Below are 22,011 nucleotides of genomic sequence, written 5' to 3' on the forward strand. Positions count from 1 at the left end.
CCGATCTCCCTACGGTGCGCGGCCTTTTGGTGGACGCAAACGGACTCGAACCGCTGACCTCCTGCGTGTGAAGCAGGCGCTCTAACCAGCTGAGCTATGCGTCCAAAGGAAAGAAGATCAGCGAAGGCCGGCCGGAAACAGCCGGCCTAACGCAAATCTGGTGACGCGTAGGGGAATCGAACCCCTGTTACAGCCGTGAAAGGGCCGTGTCTTAACCGCTTGACCAACGCGCCAAATAAAATACGGACTTTTACTCGACTGATCTGGGGAAAAGTCCGTATTATGGTAGCGGCAGTTGGAGTTGAACCAACGACACTGCGGGTATGAACCGCATGCTCTAGCCAACTGAGCTATGCCGCCGAATGCATGTCCCCGTAAGGGGCGAGTAACATTATAATATGCTTGGTTGCGCTTTGTCAAGAGAATTTCCAAATTTCTTTGTTTTTTTCAATTCCCCGGCATTTATCCCAATGCAAACGCTTTATGCGGCTCTTTTTTGATTGCTTTTGCACCAGGATCGTGTATAATTTTAGATATCGCCTGAATGAAATTGCAAGGAGGATGCCGTATGCCTGTGGGCTTGGTTTTAGAGGGAGGAGGCATGCGCGGCGCATATACCGCCGGCGTGCTGGAGGCCTTTACCGATCGCCAGATTGCCTTTCCCTACGTCATCGGGGTTTCTGCCGGCGCGCTTAATGCCACCGCTTTTGTGTCAGGGCAGCCGGGGCGCACCCGCCGGGTGCTGGTGGACTATTGCCAGGACCCCCGCCTCTTGAGCGTGCAGAACATGATGATTACCGGTTCGCTGTTCGGCTATGACTTTATTTTTAACCAGATCGCCGCCGAACATGCGCTCATTGATTACGACGGACTGCACCGTTCTCCCGTTACCATGCTGGCAGGCGCCACCGACTGCGCCACCGGCGAAGAAGTCTGGTACGGGAAGGAACACATCGGCCCCGGCCGTACCGATGTGCTGGCCGCCTCCTGCTCGGTGCCATTCGTGTCCAAGGTGGTGGAGTACGAAGGCCGTCCGCTTCTCGACGGGGCCTGCGTCTGCCCCATCCCGGTGGAGAAATCCATGGAGGACGGCAATGCCCTCAACGTCATCGTACTCACAAAGCATTTCAGCCATGAGAAAAAGATCGGCTATCCGTTGGGCATGATTAAGTCGGTCTACGGCCGATTCCCAAAGCTGGTGGAGGCCCTTTCCCGTTCCAACGGGATTTACAACGACCAGGTACGGCTCTGCCGCAGGCTGGAGAAAGAGGGCAAGGCGGTGGTTATCCAGCCGCCCGCCTCTCTGATGGTGAGCACCTATGAAAAGGACCCTAAGGTGCTAAACGACCTAGCTGACCGGGGTTATGCTGACGGAGAGGCAAAACTCAAAGAGGTCCGGGCGCTCCTGTCCCGGGGCGTCTAATCTTTGTCCTTCTTTGCTGGCGGGGTTCAAATAGAACCGGGAGTTCCCGTCCATACTAATAGAATACCGCCTCCTTTCGCAAGGGGGGAAAGAAAAAACGCACCGGCAAAACCGCCGGGTCAAACGGAAATGGGGTAGGAACATTGGAATGGCTGCAAAGCTTTGACTTTTTATGGAACGGCATTCTTTCCATCGGCTGGCAGCAGGTGGTGATGTACGTTATCGGCGCGCTGCTGATCTACCTGGCGCTGGCGAAAAACTTTGAACCGGCGCTGCTGATGCCCATGGGCTTCGGGGCGATTCTGGTGAATCTCCCGCTGTCTGGCGTGCTCGACCAGACCATGGCGGGCGTGGGCGAGGTCAAAGGCATCGTCCAGTGGCTTTACGAGGTGGGGATCGAGGCGTCGGAGGCCCTGCCGCTCCTGCTTTTTGTGGGCATTGGGGCCATGATCGACTTTGGCCCGCTTTTGAGCAATCCCAAAGTCATGCTGTTCGGCGGCGCCGCCCAGTTCGGCATTTTCTTCACCGTCATGCTGGCAGTGGTGTTCGGGTTTGACCTGCGCGACGCCGCATCCATCGGCATCATCGGCGCGGCGGACGGCCCCACCTCCATTCTGGTGGCCAACATCTTTAAGAGCAATTACCTGGGAGCCATCGCGGTGGCCGCCTATTCCTACATGGCACTGGTCCCCATCATCCAGCCCTTCTGCATCAAACTGGTGACGACCAAGAAGGAACGGTGCATCCGTATGCCCTATAATCCCAAGTCGGTTTCCCGGACCACGCGGATCTTGTTCCCGATCCTGGTAACGGTGGTGGCCGGCCTGATTGCACCCGCATCGGTAGGGCTGGTGGGGCTTTTGATGTTCGGCAACCTCCTGCGGGAGTGCCTGCGGCTTGACAGCCTCGCCCAGACCGCTCAAAGCGTCCTCGCTAACTTAATCACGATTTTCTTAGGGATCACCATCGCCTTCAAGATGACGGCGGAAAACTTCGTGACCATCGAAACCCTGATAATTTTGGTGCTGGGCCTGGTGGCCTTTATGATCGACACCATCGGCGGTGTCCTTTTCGCCAAGTTTATGAACCTGTTCTTAAAGAAGGACAAAAAGATCAATCCCATGATCGGCGCGGCGGGCATTTCGGCCTTTCCCATGTCCGCCCGGGTGGTGCAGAAGATGGCGCTCAAGGAAGACAACCAAAACCACCTATTGATGCACGCGGTGGGCGCCAACGTATCCGGTCAGATCGGTTCGGTTATCGCCGGCGGTATTATTTTGGCGCTGGTACCGGGCATGTTGTAAGAGAGGGGATGGAGTACGATGCCGCAATTGCTTTGGGTCATTGATATGGCGGATTTCTGGAATTCATTAAAACTGATGGGTTTGGGGATGCTGGGCATCCTGGTGGTCATGGCGCTGATTATGGCGATCATCGCCGTTTTGAACGCGGTGACCAAACCGAAGGAAAAGGGCGGCGGGCCGTCGTCCAAATAAGAACGAGACAAAGAAAAAACCGCCCCGCCGCCAACCGGCTGCCGGGCGGTTTCCATCGGGAGAGCTTACCCCAGCACGATCTGGGTCCGGCCGTTTAAATAAGCGTCGGCAAACTGGGAGAACACCTGCTTGATGAGCTGGTGCCCCTCTTCATTGGGATGAATGCCGTCGTCGCAAAGAAGGTCTTTATAATTGTGTTTGTCTAAGAAGGCGGCCCGCACGTCCACAAACAGGCTCTTCGTCTCGTAGGCCAGCATCATAATGGTATGGGAATAAAGCTCCTGGAACCGGTAAATCATCTGGGTGTCTCCCAGCCATTTGAGAATATTCTCCCGGTTTAGTCCCGCGCGTGTGATCCAGCTGAGGTATTTCTCCGCGTCAATGGGGGGAAGGGACATGAGGATGGGCTGGATGGCGTGATCCTTTAGCGTTGTGAGCATCCGCCGGTAGGTAGCGACAAACTCTTTCAGGGGCGTATGAGGCTGGTGGTCCGCCTCAGGCGCGGCGGAAACCTTGTCCCAGTCATAGTCGCAGTCGTTGCCGCCGTATTCCAAAAGCACCATGTCGCAGTCGAGTCCGCGTTCCAGCTGGCGGCAAAGCTGCTGGCAACCCTTGCCGATGGTGCAGCCGAACTTGGATTTATTGAGAATGTCCAGCGCAAATTCCTCTTTAAAAGCATTTAGGTTGGTGGGCGGCTGAGGATAATAGCGGCTGCTCTTGTGGTCGAGGAGGATTCCTTTCATAATGGAGTCTCCGTAGATCTGGATGCGCCGTACCACGTTCATAAGCGTTTCTCCTTTTACAGACGGGTGATGCTTTCCTTTATTATAAAAGTCTGCTTTCGTTTGGGCAAGCGGAATTTTGTCTTACAATCCGACATGATTTCCTTTATAATTAGTATAAAACAACTCCCAACGGAATATGTGACGAATGCCTAAATTTTCTCCGAAAAATTTTCGCGAAATGCCGAATTTTTTTCTTGCATTCCCCCCTGAATTATGGTATTATAATCGAGCGTGACTGCACAGATATGCGATGATGCGGGAGGTTGCGGCCGGTAGGCCGGTTTTTTCCGCGGAGTATGTCCGATTTTAAACCGGGCGAAATGATACGGCACTGTTTTGAAGCGGCGCGGTTTTCCCGCGGCGTTTGTGCCCTTATGACGTTACAAGACGGAACCCCGGATAAAACTGCGCGCAGTTTGTCCGGCTTTTTCAATGTCCGGGGACGAAACACCCGGAGGCGTAGAACGTTTTTAACGCCGCCCGCCAACTAGTAAAAGGAGGCGACTTTCCGTGGCAGTCAAGGAAAAAATCAGAATCAGGCTCAAGGGTTACGATCATCAGCTCGTCGATCAGTCGGCGGAGAAGATTGTCGAAACCGCAAAACGCACCGGCGCTCGGGTCTCCGGCCCTGTGCCGCTCCCCACTGACAAGCAGGTGGTGACCATCCTGCGCGCGGTCCATAAGTACAAGGACAGCCGTGAGCAGTTCGAGATGCGTACCCACAAGCGCTTGATCGACATTCTCAGACCCAGCAACAAGACAGTTGAGGCTTTAACCGGCCTTGAACTCCCCGCCGGCGTCGAAATCGAGATTCAGCTTTAACCCACTGAATCCGCCGATTCGCACGGACGAGGTCACGTCGGGTTCCCCCGACCAATAACCGAAGGAGGATCATACCATGCAAAAAGGTATCATCGGCAAGAAGCTGGGCATGACGCAGGTCTTCGACGAGAAGGGCAACGTAGTTCCCGTCACCGTCGTGGAGGCCGGCCCGTGCGCAGTGGTCCAGAAGAAGACCGTCGAAAACGACGGCTATGTCGCAGTCCAGCTCGGCTACGGCGACATGAAGGACAAAAACGTCACCAAGCCGCTCAAAGGCCATTTCGGCAAGGCGGACGTGGCGCCCAAGCGTCACCTGCGCGAATTTAGGTTCGACAGCGCTGACGACATGAACATCGGCGATATTGTGAAAGCGGACGTATTTGCGGCCGGCGATCACATCGACGTCACCGGTATTTCCAAAGGTAAGGGCTATGCGGGCACCATCAAGCGCTGGAACTTCCATCGCCTGAAGGAATCCCACGGTACCGGCCCTGTCGCCCGCCACGCTGGCTCCAACGGCGCATGTAGCTCCCCGTCCCGCGTGTTCAAGGGCAAGAAACTCCCGGGCCATCTGGGCGCCGAGCGAGTCACCGTTCAGAATCTCGATGTCGTGAAGGTGGATGCGGAAAACAACCTCATCGCCATCAAGGGCGCGATTCCCGGCCCCAAGGGCGGAATCGTCGTCATCCGCGACAGCGTGAAGAACGCGTAAGGGAAGGAGGAAACACAATGCCTAAGGTTTCAGTATTCGATATGGCAGGCAAGTCTGTCGGCGAGATGGAGCTTTCCGAAGGCGTTTTCGGAATCGAGCCCAATAAGCACGTGATGCATCTGGCTGTGGTCAATTACCTGGCCAACCAGCGTCAGGGCACCCAGTCGGCGCTGACCCGCGCCGAGGTTTCCGGCGGCGGCAAAAAGCCGTGGAGACAGAAGGGCACCGGCCGCGCGCGTCAGGGTTCCACCCGCGCTCCCCAGTGGAGACACGGCGGTATCGTTTTTGCTCCCAAGCCCCGTGACTACCGCCTGAACATGAATAAGAAGGTCCGCCGCCTGGCCATGAAGTCCGCATTCTCTTCCAAGGTGCAGGACAATGAGCTTGTGGTGGTGGATTCCATCGCTCTGGAAGAAATCAAGACGAAAACCGTCGTTGACATGCTTTCCAAGCTGGAAGCCGGCAAGAAGGCTCTGATCGTCATGCCGGAAAAGGATGAAAAAGTCATCAAGTCCGCCCGCAACATCCCGGGCGTCAAGACCGCTCTGGTCAATACCCTCAACGTTTACGACATTCTCAACTGCGACAAGCTGATTGTCGCCAAGGGCGCCGTAACGCAGCTCGAGGAGGTGTATGCGTAATGACAAACGCGCATGATATCGTAATCCGCCCCATCATCACCGAAAAGAGCATGGCGGGCATCCCCAACATGCGGTACACCTTCGCAGTGGCGAAGGACGCCAATAAAATCGAAATTGCCAAGGCCGTGGAGAGCGTCTTCGATGTGAAGGTCGCCAAGGTCAACACCATCAATGTCCGCGGCAAGATGAGACGGCAGGGCCGTTTCGAGGGCTACACCCCCTCATGGAAAAAGGCCATCGTCACGCTCAAGAAGAATTCCAAGCCGATTTCCTTCTTTGAGGGTATGTTCTAAATTTCGATGGTTTGACGCAGGCTTTTTTACCTGCGAACCGGCAACGTATGGGGAACAGACAGCCCCGCAAAGCCAATATGAGGAGTGTGAGATTCCAACATGTCTATCAAGGTTTTTAAGCCGACGACCAATGCCAGACGCAACATGTCGGTTACCGATTATGCCGGCCTTTCCAAGGTCAGCCCTGAAAAGAGCCTGCTGGCTCCCCTGAAGAATACCTCCGGCCGCAACAGCTACGGCCGTATCACCGTCCGCCATCGCGGCGGCGGCAACCGCCGCAAGTACCGCATCATCGACTTCAAGCGCAATAAGCTGGACATGCCGGCGACCGTTCTCACCATTGAGTACGATCCCAACCGTTCCGCTCACATTGCGCTGGTGCAGTACGAGGACGGCGAAAAGCGCTACATCATCGCGGCCAACGGCCTGAAGGTGGGCGACACGGTGGTTTCCGGCGCGTCTGCGGACATTAAGCCCGGCAACGCCCTGCCCCTGGTCAATATCCCGGTTGGTACCTTTGTCCACAACGTGGAGCTTTATCCCGGCAAGGGTGCGCAGCTTGCCCGCTCGGCCGGCAACATGGCCCAGCTGATGGCAAAGGAAGGCGCTTACGCGCTCCTTCGTCTGCCCTCCGGTGAGCTTCGCAACGTATCCGTTCAGTGCATGGCCACCATCGGCCAGGTCGGAAACGTGGACCATGAGAACGTCAAGGTTGGTAAGGCCGGCCGCAAGCGTCACATGGGCTGGCGTCCGACGGTGCGCGGTTCCGTCATGAACCCCTGCGACCATCCGCACGGCGGTGGTGAAGGCAAGTCCCCGGTGGGCCGTCCCGGCCCGGTTACCCCGTGGGGTAAGCCTGCCCTTGGTTACAAGACCCGCGCGAAGCACAACCGCTCCGACAAGATGATCGTCAAACGTCGCGGCGGCAAGTAAGGTGTGGAAAGGAGACTAAGAACTCATGGGTAGAAGCGTGAAGAAAGGCCCTTACGTGCAGCCGGTGCTGCTCAAGAGGGTTGAAGAAATGAACAAAAATGGCGAGAAGCGCATCCTGAAGACCTGGAGCCGCTCTTCCACCATTTTCCCGGATTTTGTCGGCCACACCTTTGCTGTTCACGACGGCAGAAAGCATGTTCCGGTCTATGTGACCGAAGATATGGTTGGCCATAAGCTGGGCGAGTTCGCGCCAACACGGACCTTCAAGGGCCATGCTGGCTCCAAGACGTCCAATAACGGCAAGTAATAGCGGCCGAAAGGAGTGTACGGTATGGAAGCAAGGGCAAACCTGAAATATGCCCGTATTTCACCCCGCAAGGTGAAAATTGTTTTGGACTTGATCCGCGGTAAGGACGCAGAAACCGCCGCGGCCATTCTGAAATATACCCCCAAGGCCGCCTGCGAGTATCTCGAGAAGCTGCTCAAGTCGGCCGTTGCGAATGCGGAGAACAACCATCATATGGACGTTTCGAGGCTCTACATCGCCGAGTGCTATGTGTGCCCCGGCCCGATCCTCAAGCGCCTGCGTCCCGGTCCGCACGGACGTGGCTTTCAGATTCAGAAGAAGACATCCCACGTGACCCTCGTGCTCAGGGAAGCGGAATAAGCGTCAAAGGAGGTTAGTTTATGGGCCAGAAAATTCATCCCCACGGTTTGCGCGTGGGCGTCATCAAGGACTGGGATTCCCGCTGGTATGTGGGCGACAAGGATTTCGGCGACACGCTGGTCGAGGATTACAATCTCAGAAAGACGCTTAAGAAGCAGCTCTACGCCGCAGGCGTCCCGAAGATCGAGATCGAGCGCAATTCCGCTCGCGTTGTGCTTCACATCCATTGTGCGAAGCCCGGCATGGTGATCGGCAAAGGCGGTTCGGAAATCGAGAAGCTGCGCCTGCAGTGCGAAGCCATGCTGAAGAAACCGGTTTCCATCAACATCGTCGAGGTGAAGAACCCCGATTTGAACGCCCAGCTGGTGGCGGAAAACATCGCAGCCCAGCTGGAGAAGCGTATTTCCTTCCGCCGCGCCATGAAGCAGTCCATCGGCCGCGCCATGCGCATGGGTGCGAAGGGAATCAAGATCAACGTGTCCGGTCGTCTGGGCGGCGCGGAAATCGCCCGCAGTGAGCATTATCACGAGGGCACCATTCCGCTGCAGACCATCCGCGCGGACATCGACTACGGCTTTGCCGAAGCAAATACCACTTACGGCCGCATCGGCGTGAAAGTGTGGCTGTACAAAGGCGAGGTTCTGCAGGATGCCCGCCCGTCCCGTAAGGAAGGAGGCCGCAGATAATGCTGTTACCCAAGAGAGTCAAATACCGCAGAGTCCAGAGAGGCCGCCTTACCGGTAAGGCCATGCGCGGCAACACCGTTACCTATGGTGATTTCGGCCTGCAGGCCTTGGAGCCCGCCTGGATTTCCAGCAATCAGATTGAAGCCGCCCGTGTCGCCATGACCCGTTACATCAAGCGCGGCGGCCAGGTTTGGATCAAAATTTTCCCGGATAAGCCCATCACCGAGAAGCCGGCGGAAACCCGAATGGGTTCCGGTAAAGGCTCCCCCGAGTACTGGGTGGCAGTGGTTAAGCCCGGCCGGGTCATGTTCGAAATCGCTGGTGTCTCTGAGGAGATTGCCCGCGAGGCTATGAGACTGGCAGCCAACAAGCTGCCCATCAAGTGCAAGTTTATTGCCAAGGAAGAAACGGGTGGTGAGCAGTAATGAAGGCCAAAGACATCAGAGAATTGACCGCTGCCGAGCTCAACACGAAGCTCAAGGATTTGAAAGAGGAGCTTTTCAACCTGCGATTCCAGAACGCGATCAACCAGCTCGACAATCCCATGCGCATCAATGCCGTCAAGAAGGACATTGCCCGGGTCAAGACGGTTCTGCGGGAGCTTGAGCTCAAAGAAGCGCAGGGCGCATAAGGGAAGGGAGGAGTAAGCTGTGGAAGAACGCAACCTCAGAAAGACGAATGTAGGCAAAGTCATCAGCAACAAGATGGATAAGACCATCGTCGTAGCGATTCAGGACAATGTCAAGCATCCTCTTTATAAGAAGATCATCAAGCGCACGGTTCATCTGAAGGCGCATGACGAAAAGAATGCGTGCAACGTCGGCGACCGCGTGCTTGTAATGGAGACCCGCCCCCTTTCCAAGGACAAGAGATGGCGTCTGGTCGAGATCCTGGAGAAGGCAAAATAAGCAATCACGCTTGTTGAAAGGAGGAACACCTGAATGATTCAGCAGCAGACATTCCTCAAGGTGGCCGACAACACAGGCGCGAAGGAGCTTATGTGCATTCGCGTGTTGGGCGGCTCCGGTAGGAGATATGCAAACATCGGCGACGTGATCGTCGCTTCGGTCAAAAAGGCAACACCCGGCGGCGTAGTGAAAAAGGGCGAAGTGGTCAAAGCGGTGGTCGTTCGTACCGCCAGCGGCCTTCGCCGTGAGGATGGCTCATACATCCGCTTCGACGAAAACGCAGCCGTTATCATCAGAGAGGATAAGAACCCGAGGGGCACGCGTATCTTTGGCCCGGTGGCCAGAGAGCTTCGCGAAAAGGATTATTTGAAGATCCTCAGCCTTGCCCCTGAGGTGCTCTAATGGAGGTGCGCAGATGAACAACAAATTACACGTCAAAAAGGGCGACACCGTCATGGTAATCAGCGGCACCAGCAAGGGCAGGAAGGGAAAAGTGCTTGAGGTCAGCCCCAAGGAGGGCAAGGTCATCGTGGAAGGCATCCACATGGTCACCAAGCACGTCAAGCCCCGCAAGATGGGCGATCCCGGCGGCATTGTGAAAGCCGAAGGCGCGCTCTACGCCAGCAAGGTTATGCTTGTCTGCCCCAAGTGCGGCAAGCCCACCCGCGTAGCAACCAAGGTGTACGGCGACGGCACCAAGGAGCGGGTATGCAAACACAAAGACTGCGGCGAGACCTTTTAAGGAGGATAAGACATGGCTCGACTCAAGGATTTTTATAAAAGCGATGTCGCTCCCGCTCTCATGAAGAAATTCGGCTACAAGAGCTGCATGCAGATTCCGCAGCTCAACAAGGTCGTCATCAACGTGGGCGCAGGCGAGGCCAAGGAGAACTCCAAGGTCATCGACGCTATTATCAGCGACATTACCGCGATCACCGGCCAGAAGGCCGTCCCCACCAAAGCGAAGAAATCCGTCGCGAACTTTAAGCTGCGCGAAGGCATGCCCATCGGCGTAAAGGTTACCCTGCGCGGCGATCGGATGTATGAGTTCGTCGACCGCCTGTTCTCGGTGGCGCTGCCCCGGGTGCGCGACTTCCGCGGCATCAACCCCAATTCCTTTGACGGCCGTGGCAATTACAGCATGGGTGTCAAGGAGCAGCTCATATTCCCCGAGATCGACTACGATAAGATCGACAAGGTCCGCGGCATGGACATTTGCTTTGTCACCACCGCGAACACCGACGAGGAAGCCAGAGAGCTGTTGACGCTCATGGGCGCCCCGTTTGCGAAGTAAGGGAGGAATGAAAAATGGCGAAAACATCCATGAAGGTCCGGCAAAAAAGAGAGCCTAAATTCAGCTCCCGTGGCTACAACCGCTGCAAAATCTGCGGCAGACCCCACGCTTATCTTCGCAAATTTGGCATCTGCCGTATCTGCTTCCGCGAGCTTGCCCATAAGGGCGAGATCCCGGGCGTAAAGAAGGCAAGCTGGTAAAGCTACAGCAAAGGAGGAAACGGCATGCAGATCACCGATACCATTGCGGATATGCTCACCAGAATCCGCAACGCAACGAGCGCCAAGCATGATTCCGTGAACGTGCCCGCGTCGAATATGAAGAAAGCCATTGCGCAGATTCTTCTCGACGAAGGCTACATCCGGAATTTCCAGGTAGTGGACGACGGCAAGCAGGGCATCATCAAGATCAACCTGAAATATGCCCCCGACAAGACCCCCGCCATTACCGGCCTGCGTCGGGTTTCCAAGCCCGGCCTGCGCATTTATACAAGCTGTGAAGATATGCCCCGCGTCATGAAGGGCCTCGGAATAGCGATTATGTCCACCTCCAAGGGTGTCATGACCGACCGTCGTGCACGCAAGGAGAACATTGGCGGCGAAGTTCTCGCCTTTATTTGGTAAGGAGGGCTTAGGAAATGTCTCGTATAGGAAGAAAGCCCATCACGATTCCTGCCGGTGTAGACGTAAAGCTGGATGGCACCGTTATTACCGTCAAAGGCCCCAAGGGGACTTTGACCCAGAGCCTGCATCCGGATATGCAGGTGGCGGTTGACGCAGGTGTGATCACAGTGACCCGTCCGTCGGACGACAAAGAGCACCGTTCTCTGCACGGCCTGACTCGTACCCTCGTGGCCAACATGGTCGAGGGCGTGACCAACGGCTTCAAGAAGGAGCTGGACGTCAACGGCGTGGGTTACCGTGTACAGAAGCAGGGCAAGAATCTTGTGATGAACTTAGGATATTCCCACCAGGTTATTGTCCCGGAGATCGACGGCATCACCATCGAGGCCCCGACTCCCAATAAGATTGTCATTCTCGGCCCCGACAAGCAGAAGGTCGGCCAGTTTGCAGCAGAAGTCCGCGAGAAGCGTCCGCCGGAGCCTTACAAGGGCAAGGGCATTAAGTACGTCGACGAGGTCATCCGCCGCAAGGAAGGCAAGGCCGGTAAGGGCGGCAAGAAGTAAGGAGTGAAACATTATGGTAACTAAGGTTGACAGCAACAAGGCAAGGCTCAACCGCCACACCCGTGTGCGCGGCAAGATTTCGGGCACTGCTGCACGTCCGCGCCTGAATGTATTCCGCTCCCTTTCCAACATCTACGCCCAGCTGATTGACGACGTAAAGGGCGTGACCCTGGCTTCCGCTTCCACTCTGGATAAGGAATTCAACGGTTACGGCGGAAACAAAGAGGCTGCCCGGGAAGTGGGCAAACTGATCGCAAAGCGCGCGGCGGAAAAGGGCATCACGGAAGTGGTCTTTGACCGCGGCGGCAACATCTATCACGGCCGAGTCAAAGAACTGGCCGAAGGCGCCCGTGAGGGCGGTCTGAAGTTCTAAGTAAGGAGGAGAAAGGCTTGGCTAAAATTGACGCAACTCAGTTGGAATTAGTGGAGCGCGTGGTTTCCATCAACCGCGTATCCAAAACCGTCAAGGGCGGACGCATCTTCAAGTTCGCGGCTCTGGTCGTGGTCGGCGACGGCAACGGCACGGTGGGCTACGGCTTGGGCAAGGCCGGTGAAGTTCCGGACGCGATCCGCAAGGGCATCGAGGATGCCAAGAAGAATCTGATCAAGGTTTCCCTCCGCGGAACGACGATCCCCCACGAGGTTATCGGTAAGTTCGGCGCGGGCGCGGTTCTCCTGAAGCCCGCCGCTCCCGGTACCGGCGTTATCGCCGGCGGTGCCGTGCGTGCGGTCGTCGAGTCGGTCGGCATTAAGGACATCCGTACCAAGGCCCTGCGTTCGAACAATCCCTGCAATGTGGTCAGCGCCACCATCGCGGGCCTGAAGCTGCTCAGAAATGCTGACGAGGTCGCCGCCCTGCGCGGCAAGCCCGTCAAAGAAATTATCGGTTAAGGGGGGCGGCTGAAATGAAGAAGATTAAGCTCGTCAAGAGCCTCATCGGCAGTAAGAAGGATCAGATCGCCACCGCCAATTCTCTGGGCCTGCACAAGATCGGCGACGAAAGCGTTCAGCCTGACAACGCCGCGACTTGTGGAAAAATCACAAAAATAAGCCACCTCATAGAGGTAACCGAAGCGTAAGCAAGGAGGTGCAAGTAAATGAAACTGCATGAACTTTCGCCTGCGCAAGGCTCCAATATGGAGGTAAAGCGTATAGGCAGAGGACACGGCTCCGGCAACGGCAAGACTGCCGGTAAGGGCCACAAGGGTCAGAAGGCGCGTGCCGGCCGCGGTATGCGTGCTGGGTTTGAAGGCGGCCAGATGCCCCTGATGCGCCGTATCCCGAAGAGAGGCTTTGTCAATATCTTTGCAACGGAATATGCAGCGATCAACGTCGATGCACTGGAGGCGTTTGAGGCCGGCTCCGTCGTGGATGCCGAGGCTCTCAAAACCGCCGGCGTCATCAAGAAAGTCTACGACGGCGTGAAAATTCTGGGAAATGGCGAGATTACCAAGGCGCTCACCGTGAAGGCGGCGAAGTTCTCGGAATCCGCGAAGCAGAAGATCGAAGCAGCCGGAGGAAAGGCCGAGGTGATCTGACATGTTCGAGACATTCCGTAATGCATGGAAGATCGCGGACCTGCGCAAAAAGATCCTTTATACCCTGATGGTTATCGTGGTGTTCCGGATCGGCGCCGCCATTCCGGTTCCCTTTATCGACCTGGAGGCGCTGAAGACCCTCATGGGTTCCATGACGGGGGACACCGGGCTGCTCGGTTACTTCAACATCATTTCCGGCGGCGGACTGGAAAAGGCAACCCTTTTCGCCCTGTCCGTCACCCCGTACATTAACGCATCCATTATCATTCAGCTGCTCACCGTCGCCATTCCGCCTCTGGAACGTATGGCAAAGGAAGGCGAAGAGGGCCGCAAAAAGATCGCGAAATACACGCGTTATTCTACCATTGTCCTAGGTTTGATCCAAGCCGGCGCCTACTATGCCTATTTGTACAACAGCAACATCGTTAAGTATAACTCCGGTTTTGACGGCGTATTCACCGCCATCGTCATCATCCTGACCTTTACCGCCGGTTCTGCTTTGATGATGTGGCTGGGCGAGCAGATCAACGAAAAAGGCATTGGCAACGGCATTTCCATCCTCCTGTTCGCCGGTATCGTTTCCCGCGGCCCCTCCATGGTGCTGCAGCTGGTGGAGTACTTCAAGATGGGCTTTGAGGGCCAGACCCAGTACTTCTTCATTGTCCCGGCGATCGTGGTGATCTTTATCCTGATCATCGCCTTCATCGTTCTGATGACCGATGCGGAACGTCGCATCCCGATTCAGTACGCCAAAAGAGTGGTCGGGCGCAAGGTTTACGGCGGGCAGTCCACCCATATGCCCATCAAGGTCAATATGTCCGGTGTTCTTCCCATCATCTTCGCCTCTTCGTTCCTGTCCATCCCGTCCACCATTCAGATGTTTGTGCAGGCGAAGGAAGGGTTCTGGAAAGGCTTCTTCGACGCCTTCTCCACCACCGGCTGGCTTTACGGCGTCCTTTACTTCCTGCTCATTATCTTCTTTAGCTATTTCTATATTTCCATCCAGTATAATCCGATTGAAATGGCCAATAATCTCAAGAAGAACAACGGCGCGATCCCGGGCATTCGTCCCGGTAAGCCCACCTCGGACTTCATTATGAAGATCATCTCCAAGGTCTGCCTCATCGGCGCGCTCTTCTTGGGTGTGGTTGCGATCCTGCCGATCATTTTCGGCGCGGTTACCGGCATTCACGGCCTGTCGCTGGGTGGTACTTCCATCCTCATCGTGGTCGGCGTCGCCATCGAGACCGTTCGTCAGATCGAGTCTCAGATGCTTATGCGCCACTACAAGGGTTTCCTTGAATAAGAGCAACTTGCGTTGCTTAGGGATTAGGGACTGTTTCGTTTGGATAAGGCGATGGTGCCGCCGAGAACAGAGAAAAGTCTGATTCGACGCGGTCACCATGGCCCTAACCCCTAGAACCTAATGCACAAAAGGTGCATTCTTGCAAGGAGTGCGTTTTGTTATGAAGTTGATTCTTCTCGGCGCCCCCGGCGCCGGTAAGGGTACCCAGGCAGAGGTGATCTGTCAGCATTATCCGATTCCTGCGATTTCTACGGGTAATATTATCCGTGAAGCGCTGAAGAGCGGCTGTGAGCTGGGAAAGCAAGCAAAGTCCTATATGGACGAAGGCAAATTGGTTCCCGATGAACTGGTCATCGAGATCATCAAAAACCGCCTCTCCAAGGAAGACTGCAAAAACGGGTTTATTCTCGACGGCTTCCCCAGAACCATCACTCAGGCCGAGGCCCTGGACCGCATGGGCATCGACATCGACCGGGTCATCGACATTGAGGTCCCGGACGAAACGATCGTTCAGAGATTGTCCGGGCGCCGTGTCTGCGAGAGCTGTGGCGCCACCTATCATGTGCTTTATAAAAAGCCGGCGATTGAAGGGGTGTGTGACAAGTGCTCCGGCACCCTGATTCAGCGTAAGGATGACCGTCCGCAAACCATTGAGGAACGCCTGCGCGTGTATCACGAGCAGACCGAGCCGCTCAAAGCCTTCTATGAGCGCAAACACATTCTGTTTGTGGTAGAAGGCCAGGAGGACGTGGCGGAAACCAGCCGCCTGACTCTGGCGGTCATTGAGGATTTGGCATGATTGTACTGAAAACTTCCCGCGAACTCGCGCTCATGCGTGAGGCGGGCCGGATTTCGGCAAACGCGCTGAAGCTGGCCGGCGAGGCCGTCGAACCTGGTGTAACCACCGAGGAAATCGACCGCATCGCCCGCAAGTATATCGAAAGCTGCGGGGCCACCCCAAACTTTCTCCATTACAACGGCTTCCCTGCGACTGCATGCATTTCCGTCAACGACGAAGTCATCCACGGCATACCGAAGAAGACCCGTGTTTTGAAAGCCGGCGATATTGTGTCCATTGACCTGGGCGCGCAGATCCACGGCTATCACGGAGACAACGCCTACACCTTCCCCTGCGGCGCCATTTCCAAAGAGGCCGAAGCCCTTTTGGAGGCCACCCGGGAAAGCCTGTACTGCGCCATCAAGGCGGCGGTACCCGGCGGAAGGCTGGGGGATATCTCCAGTGCGGTGCAAAAGTATGTCGAGGCGCGCGGTTACTCGGTGGTACGCGAATTTGTCGGCCACGGAGTAGGCGCGAGTCTTCACGAAGACCCTAGCGTTCCCAACTACGGCACCCCCGGCAGAGGGGTCCGTCTGCTGCCCGGCATGACCCTGGCTATTGAGCCCATGATCAACGCCGGGAAAAAGGAGGTCCACGTTCTGGCCGACGGCTGGACCGTAAAGACCAATGACGGCAGCCTGTCTGCCCACTTTGAGCATTCCGTCGCGATTACCCCCGACGGTCCGGTCATTCTGACCCAGCCCGATTGATGCAAAGAGGAGGTCAGCATGGTCAAAGGTCGTGTGGTTATATCGCGAGCCGGCCGGGACAAGGACAAAGCGCTCACCGTGCTTTGGGCCGATGAAAGATCGGTGCTGGTCGCGGACGGAAAGGAACGGTTGCTTGAACGTCCCAAACGCAAAAACGTCAGGCATGTCCGAAAAACCGGCGTCGTCCTTCCTGACGACGCTCTGAGAACCAATCGCTCGTTACGCAAGGCACTACGCAGTTTCGTCTCTTCCCAGGAAGACGGCGGACCTCGCAACGGGACTGGAGGGAATTAATCTTGTCCAAAGAAGATGTCATTGAACTCGAGGGCGTAGTTGTTGAAGCCCTTCCGAACGCCATGTTTAAGGTAGAACTGCCCAACAAGCATCAGGTCCTGGCCCATATTTCCGGAAAGCTTCGGATGAACTTCATCCGCATTCTGCCCGGGGATAAGGTGACGCTGGAGATGTCTCCGTACGACCTGACCCGCGGGCGGATCACCTGGCGTTCCAAATAAGGCGTCTGAACGCAACGATAGGACGCCGCTTGTCCGAATCATGCCTGCATCCGCAACAATAAGGAGGCGTTTTCCATGAAGGTCAGACCTTCCGTAAAGGCTATTTGCGAAAAATGCAAGATCATCAAACGCAAGGGGAAAGTCATGGTTATCTGTGAGAACCCCAAACATAAGCAGCGTCAGGGCTAAGCCTTGGGCGTAATTAATGGAGGTGTAATGCTATGGCGCGTATTTCTGGTGTGGACCTGCCCCGCGACAAGCGGGTGGAGATCGGCCTGACCTATATCTATGGGATCGGCCGCAAAACCAGCAATGAAATCCTTGCCGCCACGGGCGTCAATCCGGACACCCGCGTGCGTGATTTGAGCGAGGACGACGTATCCAAGCTCCGTGAATACATCGACCACAACCTGCGGGTAGAGGGTGACCTCCGCCGCGATGTGGCGTTCGACATTAAGAGACTCATCGAGATCGGTTCTTATCGCGGGATTCGTCACCGCAGAGGACTCCCGGTGCGCGGACAGCGGTCCAAGACCAATGCCCGTACCCGCAAGGGCCCGAAGAAGACCATCGCCAACAAGAAGAAGTAAGGAGGGATATCAGAAGATGGCAGGAAAAACTCAAGTCAAGAAGGGCGCAACCACCCGCCGCCGCCGCGAGCGCAAGAATATTGAAAAGGGTGCGGCGCATATCCAGTCTACCTTTAACAACACCATCGTGACCATCACTGATGTTCAGGGCAACGCCATTTCTTGGGCGTCCGCCGGCGAGTTAGGCTTCCGTGGTTCCAGAAAGTCCACTCCCTTTGCCGCGCAGACGGCCGCCGATACCGCCGCGAAAGCCGCGATGGAGCATGGCCTGAAGTCGGTCGAAGTGTACGTCAAGGGTCCGGGCGCCGGCCGCGAGGCCGCCATCCGTGCGTTGCAGGCTGCTGGCCTGGAGGTCAATCTGATCAAAGACGTGACCCCGATCCCGCACAATGGATGCCGTCCGCCTAAGAGAAGACGCGTCTAAGACCGAATAATTGGAGGTGCAAGAATATGGCAAGATATACCGATGCTGTTTGCAGACTTTGCCGCCGCGAAGGTAAGAAGCTCTTCCTGAAGGGTGAGAGGTGCTATACCGACAAGTGCGCGGTGGTCCGCAGAGCATATGCACCTGGCCAGCATGGTCAGGGACGCAAGAAAGCTTCCGAATATGGAATCCAGCTGCGCGCCAAGCAGCAGGCCAAGCGCTACTACGGCGTTCTGGAAAGCCAGTTCCGTCATTATTTTGAACTGGCTGACCGCAAGCAGGGCGTGACCGGTGAAAACCTGCTCCGCCTGCTGGAAAGCCGCCTGGACAATGTCGTGTATCGTCTGGGCTTTGCCTCCAGCCGTCCCGAAGCGAGACAGCTGGTAACCCACCGTCACTTCACTGTGAACGGCAAGCGGGTGAACATTCCGTCCTTCCGCGTAAAACCCGGCGATGTGATCGCGGTTTATGACAAAAGCCGCAACAGCGATAAGTTTAAAATGATCATGGAGGCCAACGGCTCCCGTCCGGCCCCCAAGTGGCTGGAAGTGGATCGCGCGAACTTCAAGGCGACGGTCCTGTCGCTGCCGAACCGTGAGGACATTGATCTTGATGTCGAAGAGACCCTCATCGTCGAGCTTTACTCCAAGTAATGCCATCCTTTTGACAAAGGCGTTAGCGGATAGACACATTATCTGCACACATGGCAGGCGCGGGCATTTGCCGCCGCCCGCGCGCATCGGCTGTTTGCCGGTGTCGGCTTTTGGTTCGGCAAAAAACAAGTCCTGCATGTGTGCAGGTTCAACCTGCTAAGGAGGGTTTTATGATAGAGATAGAAAAGCCCAGAATTGAAACGGTCGAATTGGCGCCGGACGGTTCCTACGGTAAATTCGTGGTGGAACCTCTCGAGCGCGGATACGGCACTACGCTGGGCAACAGCCTGCGCAGAGTTCTGCTGTCCTCCCTTCCGGGCGTCGCGGTCAACAGTGTGAAAATCGACGGTGTGCTGCACGAGTTTTCCACCATTCCCGGTGTGAAAGAGGATGTCACCGAGATCATCCTCAACATCAAGGGCCTGACCGCCCGTATCCACGGAGAGGGTCCGAAGATCGTCTATATCGAAGCGGACGGGGAGACCGACGTGACGGCCGGTTCCATCAAGTGCGATTCCGAGGTGGAGATTCTCAATCCCGACCTGCATATCGCCACGGTGGGCGCCGACGGAAAGCTTTATATGGAGATCACCCTCACCAAAGGCCGCGGATACGTTCCCGCGGAGCGCAACAAGCAGACCATGGCGGCAGAGATCGGCGTGATCCCTGTGGACTCGATCTTTACGCCGTGCCTGAAGGTCAATTACACGGTTGAGAACACCCGTGTCGGCCAGATTACCGATTACGACAAGCTTACCTTAGAAGTTTGGACAAACGGTACCATTTCCGCAAAGGAAGCGGTTTCCCTGGCGGCCAAGGTGCTCACCGAGCATCTCAACCTGTTTGTGGACCTGTCGGATGAAACCTACTCAACCGAGATCATGGTGGAGAAGGACGAAAAGGGCAAGGAAAAGGTTCTGGAAATGACCATTGAAGAACTGGATCTGTCCGTACGTTCCTTCAACTGTCTCAAACGCGCTGGCATCAACACGGTTGAGGATTTGATTAATAAAACCGAGGACGATATGATGAAGGTGCGCAACCTGGGTCGTAAGTCTCTCGAAGAGGTCATCGGCAAGCTCAACGCCCTTGGCTTCTCTCTCCAGTCGGACGACGAATAACAGCCGTCCCGCGTTTATACACCAACAACTTCCGTAAAGGAGTGATTCGAATGCCAGGTACCAGAAAGCTCGGCAGAGCCACCTCCAACCGCATGGCGATGCTTCGGGCGATGGTGACCTTCCTGCTGGAAAAGGGGAAGATCGAGACCACCGTCACCCGCGCCAAAGAGGTCCGCGCGCTGACCGAAAAGTTCATCACCATTGCGAAGGAAAACAATCTTCATAATCGGCGTCTTGCCCTCGGCTTCATCACGAAGGAAACCGTCGTCAAGAAGCTGTTCGATGAGATCGCCCCGAAGTACGCCGACCGTAACGGCGGCTACACCCGCATTACTAAGACGGGTCCCCGTCGCGGTGACGCGGCGGAGATGTGCATCATCGAGCTGCTCTAAGAGCAAACAGGACGATAAAAAAGACCGCTTTCAAAACGAAAGCGGTCTTTTTTGCGTTGATTTGCCAAAATTTAACCGGTGATGGACAGCAGCATTCGAATGATTTAACGTAACGTAATCCGTACGCGTTCATTTGAGAAATCATGCTTGTCTGCCTAAAGGGAGCCAACACTCACTCGACTAGACGCAATAAAATCGTCTCTCTGCGGCAGGGTGTAGGAACCGTCTAAGAAAGATGAAAGCGTGGGCCTAGAAAAAGCAGTCCCCTAAGAACAAGCAGACTTGCCTGTTCTGGAAACACAATCGCCCTATTCCCCAAAACTTTTAATAGGTAAAAGCGTTTGATCTTCAATCCCAACATTGAGAAAACCCCATGCAGGCAGGTTTTTACACTGCCTGCATGGGGCCCTTTTGGTTACTTACTTAATCGCTTTTCCCACCTTCGATAAAGCTCACGCCGTTATAGAAGGAGCGAGCCACGATACCGCTGACGTTGGGCGCCAGCACAAAATACCGGCTTTCCAGGTAAAGGGGAATTGCCGCCACGTCGCTGTAAACAAGGGCTTCACATTCATAGAGCGTCTCCACGGCCTTGTCGTCCACAATGGCACCGGAGAGTACCTGTGAGAGCTGGTCATTGTAAATGGAAGAGGAGAACCCGGTCACATTTGCGGGTACGTCAGTCTGGAAAGTGGCCAGCAGGGAAGAAGCCCAGTCGTTTCCCCCTTGAATGGAGTAAAGTGCCATCTGATAATCGCCCCGTTCCACCCGGGCGTTTAAGTCCGTCACAGGCAATGGAACCAGATTCACATAAAGTCCTAAATGCTTTTGCAAAGACTGGAGAAGAAAACCCAAAGACAGCTTAATGTCCGCCTGGTCCGGACAGAGCAGATCAACTTGCGGGGACTCGGTAAGCCCAAGCTCCGCCGATCCAGCGGCAAAGTAATCCTGCGCCGCCTGCGGATTCTCTGCAATAGGGAAAGAGGACAATGCATTCTCCCGGTACGGCTGATCGCCCACAACGGCTTCCGGCGGCACCAGGCTGAAGGACGCCTGCAAATAGGAAGGCAGGGAAGAATACATGGATGCCCGGTCCATCACGCTTGCAATGGCTAGACGCATATTTTTCGAGCGGAAAATTTCGTCCTTCTCATTGAAGCAGAGGGACCAAACCGTATCCTGAAACTCAGTCACATGATAGTCGGTATCCTTGAATTTCCGGATCAGATTCCCCGGCACCGTCGCTGCGTCCACCTCGCCGTTTAACAGGGCGGTGGGCATTTCTTCCGGCTTTACACCAATGGTAAAGAGAACTCCCGAAGGAGTAGGGGCCAGATGCCCCTTATAATTGAGGTTTTGCTTCAGGCGCAGCGTTTTGCCGTGCTCCCACAGCATCATCCGGAAGGGACCGTTATAGACCAGGGTATCCTTATCCCGGCCGTACCGTCCCGAAGATTCTTCAAAGGCAGGCTGATAGCAGGGGAGCCAAGCGGTGGAAGCCGCCTGCCGGTGCAGGTCCTCCGACGGATACGCCAGATGTAGCACCAGCGTATAGTCGTCTACCTTTTCCGCCCCCAGCTGATCCGGTGCCAGCGTGCCTGACGCGATAGCAGAAGCATTTTTGATTACCTGGGCCTCGTGAACCAGTGTCGAATGGGTGCCGGGATCCACCAGCCGCCGCAGGGCAAATACAAAGTCGTCCGCCGTCACCGGTGCAACCCGCTCTCCATTGTAGGTAGACCAGTAGGTGTCCCGGCGCAGGTAGAAGGTCCAGGTCAGTTTGTCCTCGGAAATGTCCCATCGGGCAGCCACGCCTGGAATGACCGAGCCATCCGAGGCGATGCGGGTCAAACCCTCCATGCAGTTTTGCAGCAGGATTTTCGATTCGTAGGAATCCGCTAGCTGTGGGTCCAACTGGGTTGGATCCGCCTCCAGCGGATAGTTGAGCAGCTTGCCGGAAGTGGAGTCTTCCGAGCATCCGACAAGCGAACATGCAAGAAGCAGTGCAAGCAAAAGGCTGAGAAACGTTCTCATCAATTACTCCTAGTAAAAAACAATAGATATTATACCGAATATTG

Annotated in this window: 37 protein-coding genes and 3 tRNA genes; 35 read left to right on the top strand and 5 right to left on the bottom strand. The window is 55.7% G+C overall.

Translation table 11 applies throughout. The annotated features are described in order from the left end of the window. Window positions 1-27: 27 nt before the first annotated feature. The 3 genes from WMO26_RS02140 to WMO26_RS02150 form a co-directional block, all read right to left on the bottom strand. Window positions 28-104 (bottom strand) — tRNA-Val (locus WMO26_RS02140). Between the two features lie 54 nt (window positions 105-158). Beyond that, window positions 159-233: transfer RNA gene (locus WMO26_RS02145), tRNA-Glu, on the bottom strand. A gap of 50 nt (window positions 234-283) precedes the next feature. Beyond that, a tRNA-Met gene (locus tag WMO26_RS02150) sits at window positions 284-360 on the bottom strand. A gap of 208 nt (window positions 361-568) precedes the next feature. On the opposite strand from WMO26_RS02150, the gene WMO26_RS02155 reads away from it, so the two are divergent. The 3 genes from WMO26_RS02155 to WMO26_RS02165 all read left to right on the top strand — a co-directional run bounded on the left by WMO26_RS02155 (window position 569) and on the right by WMO26_RS02165 (window position 2,919). Next, on the top strand, window positions 569-1,423 hold the full coding sequence (locus WMO26_RS02155; protein WP_349217890.1) for a patatin-like phospholipase family protein: 855 nt from the start codon (window positions 569-571) through the stop codon (window positions 1,421-1,423). A 143-nt stretch (window positions 1,424-1,566) separates the two neighbouring features. Further along, window positions 1,567-2,727, top strand: a complete 1,161-nt coding sequence (locus tag WMO26_RS02160) for a sodium ion-translocating decarboxylase subunit beta (protein WP_353963365.1) — start codon at window positions 1,567-1,569, stop codon at window positions 2,725-2,727. An 18-nt stretch (window positions 2,728-2,745) separates the two neighbouring features. After that, window positions 2,746-2,919: a hypothetical protein gene (locus WMO26_RS02165; RefSeq protein WP_349217891.1), complete on the top strand. Its 174-nt coding sequence runs from the start codon at window positions 2,746-2,748 to the stop codon at window positions 2,917-2,919. Between the two features lie 65 nt (window positions 2,920-2,984). Here the strand turns inward: WMO26_RS02165 and WMO26_RS02170 are convergent, their stop codons facing one another. Then, complete coding sequence (locus tag WMO26_RS02170; RefSeq protein ID WP_349217892.1) at window positions 2,985-3,704, bottom strand: SGNH/GDSL hydrolase family protein; 720 nt, start codon at window positions 3,702-3,704, stop codon at window positions 2,985-2,987. Between the two features lie 510 nt (window positions 3,705-4,214). Between WMO26_RS02170 and rpsJ the strand changes: the two genes are divergently transcribed. The 32 genes from rpsJ (at window position 4,215) to rplQ (ending at window position 19,933) form a co-directional block, all read left to right on the top strand. Continuing rightward, window positions 4,215-4,526, top strand: a complete 312-nt coding sequence (gene rpsJ, locus WMO26_RS02175; RefSeq protein WP_349217893.1) for a 30S ribosomal protein S10 — start codon at window positions 4,215-4,217, stop codon at window positions 4,524-4,526. 76 nt (window positions 4,527-4,602) lie between these two features. Continuing rightward, window positions 4,603-5,238 (top strand): 50S ribosomal protein L3, encoded by a 636-nt coding sequence (gene rplC / locus WMO26_RS02180; protein ID WP_349217894.1) that lies wholly within the window; start codon window positions 4,603-4,605, stop codon window positions 5,236-5,238. Between the two features lie 17 nt (window positions 5,239-5,255). Further along, window positions 5,256-5,879, top strand: a complete 624-nt coding sequence (rplD, locus tag WMO26_RS02185; protein ID WP_349217895.1) for a 50S ribosomal protein L4 — start codon at window positions 5,256-5,258, stop codon at window positions 5,877-5,879. Continuing rightward, window positions 5,879-6,172: a 50S ribosomal protein L23 gene (rplW, locus tag WMO26_RS02190; RefSeq protein ID WP_349217896.1), complete on the top strand. Its 294-nt coding sequence runs from the start codon at window positions 5,879-5,881 to the stop codon at window positions 6,170-6,172. Before rplD ends, rplW begins: the two co-directional genes overlap by 1 nt. Window positions 6,173-6,271: 99 nt before the next feature. Further along, window positions 6,272-7,105 (top strand): 50S ribosomal protein L2, encoded by an 834-nt coding sequence (gene rplB, locus WMO26_RS02195; protein ID WP_349217897.1) that lies wholly within the window; start codon window positions 6,272-6,274, stop codon window positions 7,103-7,105. 25 nt (window positions 7,106-7,130) lie between these two features. Then, window positions 7,131-7,412 carry a 30S ribosomal protein S19 gene (rpsS, locus tag WMO26_RS02200; RefSeq protein WP_349217898.1) on the top strand — a complete coding sequence of 94 codons (282 nt, stop codon included), beginning with the start codon at window positions 7,131-7,133 and terminating at the stop codon, window positions 7,410-7,412. Between the two features lie 24 nt (window positions 7,413-7,436). After that, window positions 7,437-7,772: a 50S ribosomal protein L22 gene (gene rplV, locus WMO26_RS02205; RefSeq protein WP_349217899.1), complete on the top strand. Its 336-nt coding sequence runs from the start codon at window positions 7,437-7,439 to the stop codon at window positions 7,770-7,772. Window positions 7,773-7,792: 20 nt separating this feature from the next. Then, on the top strand, window positions 7,793-8,458 hold the full coding sequence (gene rpsC / locus WMO26_RS02210) for a 30S ribosomal protein S3 (RefSeq protein ID WP_349217900.1): 666 nt from the start codon (window positions 7,793-7,795) through the stop codon (window positions 8,456-8,458). Continuing rightward, entirely contained in the window at window positions 8,458-8,883 is a 426-nt protein-coding gene (gene rplP, locus WMO26_RS02215; RefSeq protein WP_349217901.1) for a 50S ribosomal protein L16, read from the top strand. The genes rpsC and rplP overlap by 1 nt, the downstream gene beginning before the upstream one ends. After that, window positions 8,883-9,089: a 50S ribosomal protein L29 gene (rpmC, locus tag WMO26_RS02220; protein WP_349217902.1), complete on the top strand. Its 207-nt coding sequence runs from the start codon at window positions 8,883-8,885 to the stop codon at window positions 9,087-9,089. The genes rplP and rpmC overlap by 1 nt, the downstream gene beginning before the upstream one ends. 19 nt (window positions 9,090-9,108) lie before the next feature. Continuing rightward, window positions 9,109-9,366 carry a 30S ribosomal protein S17 gene (gene rpsQ, locus WMO26_RS02225; RefSeq protein WP_349217903.1) on the top strand — a complete coding sequence of 86 codons (258 nt, stop codon included), beginning with the start codon at window positions 9,109-9,111 and terminating at the stop codon, window positions 9,364-9,366. Window positions 9,367-9,399: 33 nt separating this feature from the next. Continuing rightward, window positions 9,400-9,768, top strand: a complete 369-nt coding sequence (gene rplN, locus WMO26_RS02230; RefSeq protein WP_349217904.1) for a 50S ribosomal protein L14 — start codon at window positions 9,400-9,402, stop codon at window positions 9,766-9,768. A gap of 13 nt (window positions 9,769-9,781) precedes the next feature. After that, window positions 9,782-10,108, top strand: coding sequence for a 50S ribosomal protein L24 (gene rplX, locus WMO26_RS02235; RefSeq protein ID WP_349217905.1), 327 nt, complete (start codon window positions 9,782-9,784; stop codon window positions 10,106-10,108). 12 nt (window positions 10,109-10,120) lie between these two features. Further along, on the top strand, window positions 10,121-10,660 hold the full coding sequence (gene rplE / locus WMO26_RS02240) for a 50S ribosomal protein L5 (protein ID WP_349217906.1): 540 nt from the start codon (window positions 10,121-10,123) through the stop codon (window positions 10,658-10,660). 14 nt (window positions 10,661-10,674) lie between these two features. Then, window positions 10,675-10,860 (top strand): type Z 30S ribosomal protein S14, encoded by a 186-nt coding sequence (locus WMO26_RS02245; protein WP_349217907.1) that lies wholly within the window; start codon window positions 10,675-10,677, stop codon window positions 10,858-10,860. Between the two features lie 24 nt (window positions 10,861-10,884). After that, window positions 10,885-11,283, top strand: a complete 399-nt coding sequence (rpsH, locus tag WMO26_RS02250; protein WP_349217908.1) for a 30S ribosomal protein S8 — start codon at window positions 10,885-10,887, stop codon at window positions 11,281-11,283. 14 nt (window positions 11,284-11,297) lie between these two features. Further along, window positions 11,298-11,846 (top strand): 50S ribosomal protein L6, encoded by a 549-nt coding sequence (gene rplF / locus WMO26_RS02255; protein ID WP_349217909.1) that lies wholly within the window; start codon window positions 11,298-11,300, stop codon window positions 11,844-11,846. Window positions 11,847-11,859: 13 nt separating this feature from the next. Continuing rightward, on the top strand, window positions 11,860-12,219 hold the full coding sequence (gene rplR, locus WMO26_RS02260; RefSeq protein ID WP_349217910.1) for a 50S ribosomal protein L18: 360 nt from the start codon (window positions 11,860-11,862) through the stop codon (window positions 12,217-12,219). 17 nt (window positions 12,220-12,236) lie between these two features. After that, window positions 12,237-12,737 carry a 30S ribosomal protein S5 gene (gene rpsE / locus WMO26_RS02265; RefSeq protein ID WP_349217911.1) on the top strand — a complete coding sequence of 167 codons (501 nt, stop codon included), beginning with the start codon at window positions 12,237-12,239 and terminating at the stop codon, window positions 12,735-12,737. Window positions 12,738-12,751: 14 nt separating this feature from the next. Beyond that, entirely contained in the window at window positions 12,752-12,925 is a 174-nt protein-coding gene (rpmD, locus tag WMO26_RS02270) for a 50S ribosomal protein L30 (RefSeq protein WP_349217912.1), read from the top strand. A gap of 18 nt (window positions 12,926-12,943) precedes the next feature. Continuing rightward, window positions 12,944-13,384, top strand: coding sequence for a 50S ribosomal protein L15 (gene rplO / locus WMO26_RS02275; protein ID WP_349217913.1), 441 nt, complete (start codon window positions 12,944-12,946; stop codon window positions 13,382-13,384). A 1-nt stretch (window position 13,385) separates the two neighbouring features. Beyond that, the gene (secY, locus tag WMO26_RS02280) at window positions 13,386-14,690 is read left to right on the top strand and encodes a preprotein translocase subunit SecY (RefSeq protein ID WP_349217914.1); all 1,305 of its coding nucleotides are present in this window, start codon (window positions 13,386-13,388) and stop codon (window positions 14,688-14,690) included. A 160-nt stretch (window positions 14,691-14,850) separates the two neighbouring features. After that, window positions 14,851-15,489, top strand: a complete 639-nt coding sequence (locus tag WMO26_RS02285; RefSeq protein WP_349217915.1) for an adenylate kinase — start codon at window positions 14,851-14,853, stop codon at window positions 15,487-15,489. Further along, window positions 15,486-16,238 (top strand): type I methionyl aminopeptidase, encoded by a 753-nt coding sequence (gene map, locus WMO26_RS02290; RefSeq protein ID WP_349217916.1) that lies wholly within the window; start codon window positions 15,486-15,488, stop codon window positions 16,236-16,238. Before WMO26_RS02285 ends, map begins: the two co-directional genes overlap by 4 nt. Before the next feature lie 18 nt (window positions 16,239-16,256). Further along, window positions 16,257-16,532: a KOW domain-containing RNA-binding protein gene (locus tag WMO26_RS02295; RefSeq protein WP_349217917.1), complete on the top strand. Its 276-nt coding sequence runs from the start codon at window positions 16,257-16,259 to the stop codon at window positions 16,530-16,532. 2 nt (window positions 16,533-16,534) lie between these two features. Then, complete coding sequence (gene infA, locus WMO26_RS02300; RefSeq protein WP_349217918.1) at window positions 16,535-16,753, top strand: translation initiation factor IF-1; 219 nt, start codon at window positions 16,535-16,537, stop codon at window positions 16,751-16,753. 75 nt (window positions 16,754-16,828) lie between these two features. Then, window positions 16,829-16,942, top strand: coding sequence for a 50S ribosomal protein L36 (gene rpmJ, locus WMO26_RS02305; protein ID WP_349217919.1), 114 nt, complete (start codon window positions 16,829-16,831; stop codon window positions 16,940-16,942). A gap of 32 nt (window positions 16,943-16,974) precedes the next feature. After that, the gene (rpsM, locus tag WMO26_RS02310; protein ID WP_349217920.1) at window positions 16,975-17,343 is read left to right on the top strand and encodes a 30S ribosomal protein S13; all 369 of its coding nucleotides are present in this window, start codon (window positions 16,975-16,977) and stop codon (window positions 17,341-17,343) included. Between the two features lie 16 nt (window positions 17,344-17,359). After that, window positions 17,360-17,767 carry a 30S ribosomal protein S11 gene (rpsK, locus tag WMO26_RS02315; RefSeq protein WP_349217921.1) on the top strand — a complete coding sequence of 136 codons (408 nt, stop codon included), beginning with the start codon at window positions 17,360-17,362 and terminating at the stop codon, window positions 17,765-17,767. 26 nt (window positions 17,768-17,793) lie between these two features. Continuing rightward, window positions 17,794-18,420 (top strand): 30S ribosomal protein S4, encoded by a 627-nt coding sequence (rpsD, locus tag WMO26_RS02320; protein WP_349217922.1) that lies wholly within the window; start codon window positions 17,794-17,796, stop codon window positions 18,418-18,420. 170 nt (window positions 18,421-18,590) lie between these two features. Further along, complete coding sequence (locus tag WMO26_RS02325; protein WP_349217923.1) at window positions 18,591-19,541, top strand: DNA-directed RNA polymerase subunit alpha; 951 nt, start codon at window positions 18,591-18,593, stop codon at window positions 19,539-19,541. A gap of 50 nt (window positions 19,542-19,591) precedes the next feature. Continuing rightward, window positions 19,592-19,933: a 50S ribosomal protein L17 gene (gene rplQ / locus WMO26_RS02330; RefSeq protein WP_349217924.1), complete on the top strand. Its 342-nt coding sequence runs from the start codon at window positions 19,592-19,594 to the stop codon at window positions 19,931-19,933. A gap of 423 nt (window positions 19,934-20,356) precedes the next feature. On the opposite strand, the gene WMO26_RS02335 is transcribed toward rplQ, so the two are convergent. After that, complete coding sequence (locus WMO26_RS02335) at window positions 20,357-21,967, bottom strand: peptide ABC transporter substrate-binding protein (RefSeq protein WP_349217925.1); 1,611 nt, start codon at window positions 21,965-21,967, stop codon at window positions 20,357-20,359. Between the last annotated feature and the right edge of the window lie 44 nt (window positions 21,968-22,011).

This window comes from Solibaculum intestinale (assembly GCF_040096205.1).
GTDB lineage: Bacteria > Bacillota > Clostridia > Oscillospirales > Acutalibacteraceae > Solibaculum_A > Solibaculum_A intestinale.